The sequence below is a fragment of the Celeribacter persicus genome (assembly GCF_003050785.1).
GTDB lineage: Bacteria > Pseudomonadota > Alphaproteobacteria > Rhodobacterales > Rhodobacteraceae > Celeribacter > Celeribacter persicus.
On sequence record NZ_QAOH01000015.1, the window covers coordinates 78,042 to 88,166 of the forward strand.

General features: G+C 59.5%; 7 protein-coding genes. All 7 read left to right on the forward strand.

The window, feature by feature from the left end; all coding sequences use genetic code 11:
• Window positions 1–267 precede the first annotated feature (267 nt).
• The 7 genes from repA (at window position 268) to C8N42_RS16185 (ending at window position 10,074) form a co-directional block, all read left to right on the forward strand.
• Window positions 268–1,452: a plasmid partitioning protein RepA gene (gene repA / locus C8N42_RS16155; RefSeq protein ID WP_107817615.1), complete on the forward strand. Its 1,185-nt coding sequence runs from the start codon at window positions 268–270 to the stop codon at window positions 1,450–1,452.
• A complete protein-coding gene (repB, locus tag C8N42_RS16160) occupies window positions 1,442–2,356 on the forward strand; it encodes a plasmid partitioning protein RepB (RefSeq protein WP_107817616.1) in 915 nt (304 codons plus the stop codon). Before repA ends, repB begins: the two co-directional genes overlap by 11 nt.
• Before the next feature lie 168 nt (window positions 2,357–2,524).
• The gene (gene repC / locus C8N42_RS16165) at window positions 2,525–3,712 is read left to right on the forward strand and encodes a plasmid replication protein RepC (RefSeq protein ID WP_107817617.1); all 1,188 of its coding nucleotides are present in this window, start codon (window positions 2,525–2,527) and stop codon (window positions 3,710–3,712) included.
• Between the two features lie 137 nt (window positions 3,713–3,849).
• Window positions 3,850–6,996, forward strand: coding sequence for a hypothetical protein (locus tag C8N42_RS16170; RefSeq protein ID WP_107817618.1), 3,147 nt, complete (start codon window positions 3,850–3,852; stop codon window positions 6,994–6,996).
• 10 nt (window positions 6,997–7,006) lie between these two features.
• A complete protein-coding gene (locus C8N42_RS16175) occupies window positions 7,007–8,113 on the forward strand; it encodes a hypothetical protein (RefSeq protein ID WP_107817619.1) in 1,107 nt (368 codons plus the stop codon).
• Window positions 8,110–9,609, forward strand: a complete 1,500-nt coding sequence (locus C8N42_RS16180) for a glycoside hydrolase 5 family protein (protein WP_107817620.1) — start codon at window positions 8,110–8,112, stop codon at window positions 9,607–9,609. The genes C8N42_RS16175 and C8N42_RS16180 overlap by 4 nt, the downstream gene beginning before the upstream one ends.
• Before the next feature lie 87 nt (window positions 9,610–9,696).
• Window positions 9,697–10,074: a nucleotidyltransferase family protein gene (locus tag C8N42_RS16185; protein WP_107817621.1), complete on the forward strand. Its 378-nt coding sequence runs from the start codon at window positions 9,697–9,699 to the stop codon at window positions 10,072–10,074.
• Window positions 10,075–10,125: the final 51 nt, after the last annotated feature.

Consider the following 10,125-nt stretch of genomic DNA (forward strand, 5'->3'; position numbering starts at 1 on the left):
CTGTTTTTGAACCTCCAATAAGTGTCTAATCCGGCCCAAAACACCATATCTTGCAAAAAACTGCTTGCCAGACTCGGGTGATTCCAGTCATTTATTTACGCTAAGAGCAGGTATGGACGCAAAAAAGCGTAACATACGCCACGCAATCGGTTCAATCCGGCAAAAGGCCGGGCAGACCCTGAGCTGTCTCATGGGGCTGTCATGCAATCTTTAGCGGGTGCAAACGAGGGACAAAAGCTGCGATTTTGCGGCTGTAGAGGCAAGAGTATGGCAAAAGACCGTATCGACCTTTTGGTGGGAGATCATGCCGCCCGGTTGTCGGAGCGTCTTCAGGCGCATCGTGAGCAACTGTTCCCGCCCAATGCGCGCAAGGAGCTGCGCAAGTTTACCTCCGGAGAGGTGGCTGATTTGTTGGGTGTGAAAGACGCCTACCTGCGCAAACTGCATCTTGAGGGGCGCGGGCCTGAGCCGGAAATCCGTGCGGGTGGACGCCGCTATTACTCGCCCCAGGACGTGCAGGCGCTGCGCGAGATGCTGGAGAAAGGTGCGAAAACGCCGGGCACCTACCTGCCGGGGCGGCGTGAGGGCGATCATCTTCAGGTCATCACCGTGATCAACTTCAAGGGCGGTTCGGGCAAGACCACGACATCCGCCCATCTGGCCCAGAAACTCGCGCTCGACGGCTACCGCGTCCTCGCCATCGACCTCGACCCGCAGGCCTCCTTTTCCGCGCTGCACGGGTTTCAGCCGGAATTCGATCTGCTGGACGGAGGTACGCTTTATGATGCGATCCGGTACGAGGACCCAGTGCCGATCCGTGATATCATCCAGAAAACCTATTTCACCAATCTCGACATCATTCCGGGCAATCTCGACCTGATGGAATTTGAACATGATACGCCCCGTGTGCTTGCCGCACGCTCGGGCCAGATGTTCTTTACCCGTGTGGGCGAAAAATTGGCGGAGATCGAATCCGATTACGACGTGGTCGTGATGGATTGTCCGCCACAGCTCGGGTTTCTGACCATGTCCGCCCTCTCTGCCGCCACCGCCGTTCTCGTGACCGTGCATCCGCAGATGCTCGATGTCATGTCGATGTGTCAGTTTTTGCTGATGACATCGAACCTTCTGGGCGTCGTGGCCGAGGCGGGCGGCGATATGAATTACGATTGGCTGCGTTACGTCGTGACCCGCTACGAGCCGGGCGACGGGCCGCAGAACCAAATGGTGAGTTTCATGCGCTCGATGTTCGGGGACTATGTTCTGAACCATCCTGTGCTCAAATCCACCGCAATCTCGGACGCCGGTATCACCAAACAGACACTCTACGAGGTCGAAAAAGGCCAGTTCACCCGCGCCACCTATGAGCGCGCGATCGAGAGCCTGAACGCGGTCAATCAGGAGATCGAAGAGCTGATTCAGCAAGCATGGGGTCGAAACGATGGCACGTAAGGATTTGCTCAAAGCTTTGATGGACGCCGCCCCTGCGGATACGCCGCGCGCTGCCGTGCCGCCCCGCCCCGCGAAGGGGGCCATCGGCGCAGTGAGCCAGTCGATTGCCGAGTTGCGCGACCGTGCTCTCATTGAGGTGCCTGCCGATCTGATCGACGACGCGGGGTTGAAGGACCGACTCGACGAGGATGACGGAATTGCGCAACTGGCGGCTTCCATTGAAGAATACGGTCAACAGGTGCCTGTGCTTTTGCGGCACTCGCCCAATGTCGAAGGTCGCTATGAGATCGTTTATGGCCGGCGTCGGGTCGCCGCCCTCAAATCGCTCGGCCGCCCAGTGCGCGCCATGGTGCGCGATCTCAACACCCGCGATCTGATCGTCACACAGGGTCAGGAAAACGCCGCGCGCAAGGATCTGTCCTTTATCGAAAAGGCCAATTTCGCCGCGCAGATGGTCGAACAGGGGTTCGAGCGCAAAGTGATCTGCGACGCGTTGCACATCGACAAGACCGTGATCTCACGGATGCTTTCCATAGTCGAAGCGCTGCCTTCGGGTCTTATTCCCGCCATTGGCGCCGCGCCCTCCGTGGGGCGCGACCGCTGGCTTGCTCTGGCGGAACGCGCCAAAGGACGCGGCACGGACGAAGTTTGTGCACTGGTATCCGGGGAGACGTCTGATGATCGCTTTTCGGCGGTCTTCGCAGCCCTGGCCCCGAAAAAAGACCCGAAACCGGCGCAAAATGCCCCTGCCCCATTGAAAGGTGCGCACGGCAAGGCTCTTGGTGAGGCGAAATCCTCGGCCAAGGGTGCACAAATCAAACTGACCGACCCGGAATTTTCCGGCTGGCTGGTCGATAATATTGAGGAGATTCACCGCCTTTTCCTTGAAAAGCGCGGGGAATGACAGAGAGAGCAGTCAACAACAAGGAGGCAGACCTAAGAAACGAAAAGACCCCCCAAGATAAAATCCCGAGAGGCCCTTCGAACTAGCACTTCCGAAAATGCGCTCTCTGTTGACAGATGTCAACACCGTCTTGTGGGCGAATGGAATCGTTTTGTCTGAACACAACATATGAGACATATTTCAACGACGCCTTTTGGGCGGCGAGCAGTGGATGCTGGCCTTTTGGCGCATCGCCAGATGGCAGAAATGTCCACCGAAGGCGAAGCCGTGGACAAATACGCGGTTCTCTCCGCGTTGACGACTGCCCGCGCGGCCTTTCGGGTCAGCGATCGCGATCTGGCGGTCCTTTCCGCGCTGGTGAGTTTTCATCAGGATCGCGAACTCTCCGGCGAAGATCTCATTGTTTTTCCGTCCAATGCGGCGCTGTCGGCCCGTGCGCATGGCATGGCGGAAAGCACCCTGCGCCGGCATTTGCGAGCTCTGGTGATGGCAGGGCTGATCCTGCGGCACGACAGCCCCAACGGCAAGCGCTATGCCGCCCGTGATCGCACAGGGCAGCTCAAGATTGCCTTTGGCTTCGATCTGCGCCCCCTTGTACTGCGTGCGGATGAGATTTTCGCTGCCGCACAGGCCGCTGAAGAGGCGGCAGAGGCCCTGAGACGTACGCGAGAACGTGCTGTCCTGTTTCTGCGCGATGCGCGCAAGCTGATCGACTATGCCCAGGAAACGCTCGAAGGTAATTTCGATGCGCTGGATGATCGGGCACGGCTGTTGGCGCGCGCGCTGCGCCGCAAGCTGGATCATGAGGAACTTCGTGAGATCGAAGGGCAGGCAGGCGCCTTGTTGGATGCGGCTAATAACCTCTTTTCTCAGAAGAAAACAAAAGAAATGAACGGCAAAGACATTAATTCTGAGCGTCACATACAATATTCAACCCGATTTAAAAAAGAATCTGAACCTTCCAAGAAACTGGAAGAGGCGGACGGGAATGTGCCCTCCCCTACCCCATCCGGTCTTGAAGATACCCGTATGCCATTGGGATTGGTTTTGAGAGCCGCTCCGGATATTCGCGATTATGCCCGTGATGGTATTTCGGACTGGCACCAGCTTGTCCAAACTGCCGCTTTTGCACGTGGAATGCTGGGGATCAGTGAAGACGGATGGGATGAGGCCTGTCGGATTATGGGAGAGATCCCGGCCGCGATCACTGTGGCCTGTATCCTGCAACGCGCCGAACAGATCGGCAAACCAGGAGGCTATCTGAGGGCACTTTCAGGAAAAGCGGCGCAGGCAGAATTTAGTGTCGGCCCGATGGTCATGGCCCTGTTGCGAGCGGAGAATACCCGTGCGACCTGAGCCACGCCTATCCTTTCGCATAGCGGTCAGCGCCAAAGAGCGTGCAGGCTATGCCTTGGCGGGGATGAATGCCGGGGGCTTTGCGTCGATACTGTCGAGGCGCAGAACCCTATCCCTGTTCCGAAAGGACCCCTCCGTTGACGGATGTCGCCCGCTCATCAGAGGTTGTCACCCGTTCGGTGACCTCCCGTGTTCATTTGAGCGAACCGGCCCGAAAGGCGCCGGACAGCGAGGGATTGCGCCTGTTGATGCTCGCTTTGGCGGGGATTTGTCTCTTTCACGGCGGTCTTTTGCCCTTTACCCACGGCAACACTTACGACGCCTACATCCATATGTTCTTCGGTGACAGCTATCATCGCAGTTGGTTCGACCCTTGGGAGCCGCGCTGGTACACGGGCTTTGCCACGACCTCCTACCCGCCGGGCACGCATATGGCGATCGGAGCGCTGCAATATGTGATGCCTCTTCGGGCGGGTTTCGTCGTGACGATGATGGCCGGTCTGGTGCTTTTGACCCTCGGGGTTTACCGCTTTTCCCTGATCTGGGTCGAACCGCGTGCCGCAGGTTATGCCGCGATATTCCTTGTGCTTTCCTCCTCGATCTCGGAAACGGTCCATATATTCGGGCAACTGCCCACCATTGTCTCGCTCGGTATCTTTCTCAATGGGTTGCCTTCGGTCTATCGCTGGATCGTCGGCGGGCGGTGGCGGGATTTTCTGACCGCCGTGCTCTTTGCTTGTGCGACCACCGCAGCGCATCATGTGACGACGCTTTTCGGCAGTGTTTTGTTCATTCTCCCGCTCGCGCCGCTGTCACTAAAGATCGTCGCTGAGCTAAACGCGGAAAAGACCCGAATCCAGCGAATTAAGTGTCTAAGCTGGGCATTTGTGCGCGGTATTTTCCTTGCGGCATTCATGGTCGGTTCGATTGTGATCACTGTCCTGCCCTATTGGATCTGGTCCGTCAGCGACCCGATCACACAGGTGTCGATTCCGCATGGCAGCCGGGAAAGCTTCATCGAAAAACCGCATCTTGGATTCATCTTCTTCCTCCTGCCCTGGGGAACGGCGCTTTTGGCTCTGCCCTATGTGATTTATACCAGCTTGCGCACGCGGCTTTTCCCGTTAGGGGTGGCCGTCATTGTGGCCTTTATCCTCGGCACCGGTGGCACGACCCCCCTGCCCCGTGCGATGCTCGGCGGCGCGTTCGACATTCTGACACTCGACCGTTTCACCTTTTGGGCGACGATCCTCATCCTGCCCTTTCTCGGACGCCTCTACGAAGGTCTGATGTTCGGTCGATCAGGTGAGGCATTGCGTGCCGCTTTCGGACGTGGCGGGCACCGCGCTTTGGTGGGTGGATACCTGTTTTCCATGGTGGGGCTGAGCGTCTTCGCCGCAATCCTCCCATCCATGCAACCGATGCAGCCGCGATTTGTCGACCCTGCACCTATCGTGCAGTTCCTCGAAGAGGACGAACATGACCGCTGGCGCTACCTCACGCTTGGGTTCGGGGATCAGTTCGCTTATGTCTCCGCGCTGACGGAGGCGCAGTCCATCGACGGCAATTACCATTCGGCCCGTCGGCTGCCGGATTTGACCCGCTTTTCGGTCGAACGCCTCGAAAACGCGAAATTCAGCGGTGTTCCTGGGCTTGGTTCCCTCAAACAGTTTTTGGTGAATGCCGATGCCTACCACCTCAAATATATCTTCTCGAACGATGCGTTTTACGACCCTTTGCTGTTTTTTACCGGCTGGGACCGGTTGCAAAAGCTGCCCAACGGCATTGCGGTCTGGGAAAAACCCGATGTGACCCCCCTGCCCTTCATCGTGCCGCGTCGGGATATTCCGGTATGGCAGATGGTAATATGGGGCGCGTTGCCTCCGCTGGTGCTTTTAGGCGCGATGACGGTGCTACTTTACACAACAGTGCGTTATGGCTTTGGTATCCATTGCGGGTTTTCGCGACCCGCAGTGATGACAGTGGGCGAGATCGGTTCCCCGCGTCTACTGCGTTGGGCGCTCGGCCTTGGGGCTTTGCTTCTGGTCGGTACGATGACATGGGGTGGATTTTCGGTTTGGCAGATCGCGCAAAAGCCACTGAGCGCGGAAGAACAGATCGAGGCCTATTTCTCCGATCTCGACATGCGTCGCTTTGAGGACGCTTACGAGCGTTTCGATCCGTTGACCCGGCCCGTATTCGACAGCGTGATGTTTAACTGGCGTTGGCAGGGTGGCCTCATCGCCTCTTATAGCAAATTGCAGGACATAACATTGCGTGATCTGGGCGGTACCGAGGTGAGCCGGACGTGGCAAGTTGATTTGACGTGGTTGACAGCTGTCAACATTCGGCAAGATGTCCGTGAAATCCGCACAGTTAAACGGGATGGTATGTGGTATCTCGTGCCGCCCGTCCTGCGTCCGACCCAGACGCCGGAGCGGTTTCAGCGGCGCCCGGACATCGCCTGGAATGTTGTCGGGCGGCGTCAGGCTCGGATTGAGGCGGATTTGCATCGTGACCGGCTCGACCGGCCCCGGATTTTTCTTCAGGACACGCGGCTGGTACAAAAGGACGGGCGGTATAGCCTCGTCGGTGCGCTGACCAATGGCGATGCGGACCCGGCCAAGGTGACGATCATCGGTGATCTGCGGGCAGAGGGGCTGGGACCGGCCCTGTCGCGTATGAGCGCAGGTGTTGCGGATGGTCAGCGGCTATTGCCTGCCGAAACCGCCGGGTTTCGTGTGGAGTTCGAGGGGGTTCTCTCGCTCGAAGATGTCGTGGGGGAGTTCGATCCGACGCGGTTTATCCCGCCCGAGCTGACCACAGCACCCGACAGTGCTGCAATCGAGGCGCGTGCATTGGTCGCGGGATCGGGACTGTATCGTGCGGTCGGGCTCAACGGGCTGACAATCGACGAAACGGACGGGCGGATCACCCTCACGGGGCAGGCGGTCAACACTGGAACGGAGATTGCCACGGTCACGCGCATCGTTGCGCTGCTCTATGACGACGCTGGCAAGCCGATCTGGACCGAGGCGGGTTTTGTCGATCAGAACATTCTGCCGGGGCAAGGGCAGCGTTTCACCCTCGATCTGCCTGCGCGCAAGGAGATCACCATGGTGGCCGAGGTGCCCGCCGATGAGCTTGTGGTCAATGGCAGCAGTCAACAAAGCGACACGGGTCTGCCGGATGCCAGGGTCGGAACCATTCCGCTAGTGGGTGTGCCGGGCTATTCGGTGCTACGCCTTCATGTATCGAGCATGGTGCATGAGCCGCTGTTTTAGGGAGGAGAAGATGCGATTTGACGCCTTGATCCTGATGATGAACCTTTGCCTGGCTGCGCCGATCTGGGCGGATCAGGGGGAGGGCTATCTGTCCGATGCATTCGGTTTGGTGCCTCTTGCCTGGATTGCAGAGGAGCGCGCCGAGTGGTCGGGTGTGCAGGGCATGGAAAAAAATCAAAAATTTCAAAGTGTTATGAGGTATTCCGATGGTGCGGATAGCTGCGCCGTCTTCATCGGGCCCAAAAGTCTCGTCGCGGGGCGGGATGAGGGGCACGCCGTGACCATCGTGCTCGACCGTCATGGCAATCTCGTTGCGGATGGTTTGCCGGTCACATTTCGATTGGGCGAGGAGCGACAGGAGAGTGCTCCGACGCGAAACGGGATCGGCGATCTGATCTTTGCGCCAGCGACAGAGGCAGGAACCTTTGCAGCCGGGGCGGAAGTTGACAGCTGTCAATCTCCCCGCGCACTCTACGGTGTCACTGCCGATCTGGCGTCCGTTCCTCTGATGGTCATCCCCGAGGATACAGGCGCACCGGAGCAGGTGATGGGGCTCACCACCGCGCCGCTGGTGGATCGCTACGGAAACCCGGTGGAGGATGGCACGGCGCTCACCGTTATGATGGATCATGGTGTGGGGAACTACTCCCAGTTCACGGCCCGAAGCATCGGTGCGGTGGGGCGGGGGGACCTGCTCACACGCGATATGCCAGAGCGCGCGGGGGTATCGGCGACGCTGGCCACGACGGTTTCCAAGGTCACGGAGGTCGAGATCGCCCGTGTGCGGTTGTCCCAAGCACCTGAGCTGCGTCTTTGGGTGCGGGAGGACCTGCCGGAGCTGCGGTTGCGTGTGGGACCTCTGACGACCGATGCGGGGCATCTTTTGTATGAGGGGGCAGAGGTCGCCGCGACCGTGCGTGCGCTGGATGGCGCGGTGGCGCATGTGTCCGGTTGGGCGCAGGATGGCTATGTCTGGACCGACGTGCCGCTCGCGGGGAATGCGACGGAAGGGCAGGGGGGCTACGAGATTCGGGTGCATACGGCCTTTGGCGATAGCGTGCAGGTGGCCCACCCCGGCCCGGCTCCGCGCGACTCACGGCAGGAGACGGTGCAATGAAACGACCGATTGCGCTGATCCTTGTGGGGCTTGTGACGCTCGCGCTGGCGGTGATGGCCGCAGGGGCAGGATATGAGCGCCTGCAAACCCGACAGACGGAATATCTCTACATTGCGGATGCTCTGACCCCGCAGCCCGAGAAAGCCGATCTGGTGGTCTGGGAAGAGGCCCGGGTGCCACTTGACCGTCCCGTGACGTCGGGGGACGAGAAACGGGTTGGGCAGGCGCTGGCCGAGGCATGGCAGGCCGTAGCGCTGTCGCAGGCAAGGGGGGAGACTGCGCTTTTGTCCGTGCGTCTTACGGGCGTGGCGCAGGGGCGGGCGGAGATTGCCGCTGCTCAGGCGCAAGAGCATAACACGCGTATGGTGGTGCTGAGCCAGCGCGCCTGGCCGCTGTTTTTCCACCGCGACGGCTCGGTGTTTCAGGCGGAGGTGGAGATGGAGGTGGCGCGCTATGCGCTCTCGGACGACGGGCTCGCGCATTTTTCTGTCACCACCGATCGTGGCATTGCGACGCTGATGAATGAATCGAACGGCTGGCGGCTCTTTTCCTACGAGCGCCGCGCGGCGGAGCCGATGGAAACCGAGGGGTCGGGATGGTCGGGAGAGATCCGGGGGGTGAACTATTACCCGGCCAAGACGCCTTGGCGCGCTTTCTGGCCGGGTTTCGATGTGGATGTGATCGCCAAAGATTTCGCACAAATAGCCGGGATGGGAGCCAATTCCGTGCGCGTCTTTCTGCCCCGCGATGTGTTCGTCGCACCCGAGGGGGCAGGGGAGAACCTGCGGCATTTGTCCATGCTGCTCGATCTGGCGCGCCTCCACGGGCTGAGCGTGGTTCCGACGCTTTTTGACATGCGCGGCGGATACGGGGCGCAGACGTGGGCGGAAGATGTTCTCTATCTCGAACGCGTCCTGCCGGTTCTGAACGCGTCCGGGGCGGTGAGTTTTGTCGATCTGAAAAACGAGGCCGATCTCGATTTTGCCCTGCACGGGGCAGGGGAGGTCGAGGCGTGGTTACGCTCCATCACCGCCGTGGCACGGCGGATTGCGCCTGATCTGGCGCTGACGGTCGGCTGGGCGAAGGCGGAGAGTGCCGCAATCATGGCCGATCAGTTCGATCTGGTAAGCTATCACGATTATGCGCCTGTCGAGGGGGCCAGGGAACGCCTTGCTGCGGTTCAGGTGCAGGTCGGAGATAAGCCGGTGGTCATCACGGAAATCGGTGTAAGCTCCTACAATGCGGTGTTTGGCTTTCCCGGTTCCGAACGGGGGCAGGCGAAGATGCTTGAGGCGCGGCTTGCGGCGCTCTCAGAGGCGCAAGGGGTGATGCTTTGGACGCTCCATGACTTCCCGAATGTGGATGTTCAGGCGGTGGGGGCAAAACCATGGGTGCGGCGGCAACAAAGCGCCTTTGGCCTCATACGCGAGGATGGGACAGAAAAGCCCGCAGCGGAGGTGGTGCGCAAAGCGTTCGGAGCCTTTTCGAGGGGATAGACGGTTATACATCAGTTGAAGATTATGCTGTATAGCGAATGAAAATCGGTTATACAGCGTTTCGAAGTTTTGCTGTATAAGTGCCTTATGCCTCGCTTTCACACGCCCATCGGCATCGCCGCCTATCACGATCTTCTTCGTCTCGCTCAGGATGAGCAGGTGGGAGAGATCATTGGCACACCCACGCGTGTGACCGTCAAGGGGCGGGTGTTCTGGTACGACAAATTCCGCGTCGGTTCCGATATGGCGCAGCGTTACATCGGCCCCGATAGCCCGGAGTTGCGTGATCGTCTGGCACGCCTGGATGCACTCAAGGAGGCGCGGGAGGCCCGTCGCCGCGAGCGTACACGCCTTGTCCGGCTTCTTCGGGCGGAGGGCTACACGCCCATCGACCAGACCACCGGTAGCCTGCTCAGCGCCTTTGGGGTCGATTCCGGCTGGGGGCAGGATCGTATCATAAGCTGATCCTGGCCTACCTTTTCCACCTGTATTCACCGGTGAGCAGGATATGCGCCC